At 58.0% G+C, this 245-nt stretch carries 1 protein-coding gene; it reads right to left on the reverse strand.

Annotated elements, in window-relative coordinates; all coding sequences use genetic code 11:
* On the reverse strand, positions 1–245 hold a 245-nt coding region (locus tag OGV98_RS00550; RefSeq protein ID WP_286550929.1), incomplete at both ends, for a contractile injection system protein, VgrG/Pvc8 family.

The raw sequence follows: 245 nt of genomic DNA on the forward strand, positions 1-245 counted from the left end.
GCCCACAGGCGGCTCAGAAAATTGAGGTCAGTTTCGCCGTACTGCACGCAGAATTCGCGGGCGGGATGGGGCTCATAAAAGGAAGGCACCCAGTCAGTGACGTCGTTTTCAGCAAGCAGGGTGGCGGAAACAGTCTGGATATCCTGCTGCTGAAAGATGCGGAAGTTCTGCCGCAGCCCTGCCCGCCAGAGCGGGGGCGAAACAGTCAGCTGGTAATTCATCTGCCAGTCGTTGTTCTCCCTGAG

Source organism: Citrobacter sp. Cf136 (assembly GCF_030333815.1).
GTDB lineage: Bacteria > Pseudomonadota > Gammaproteobacteria > Enterobacterales > Enterobacteriaceae > Citrobacter > Citrobacter freundii.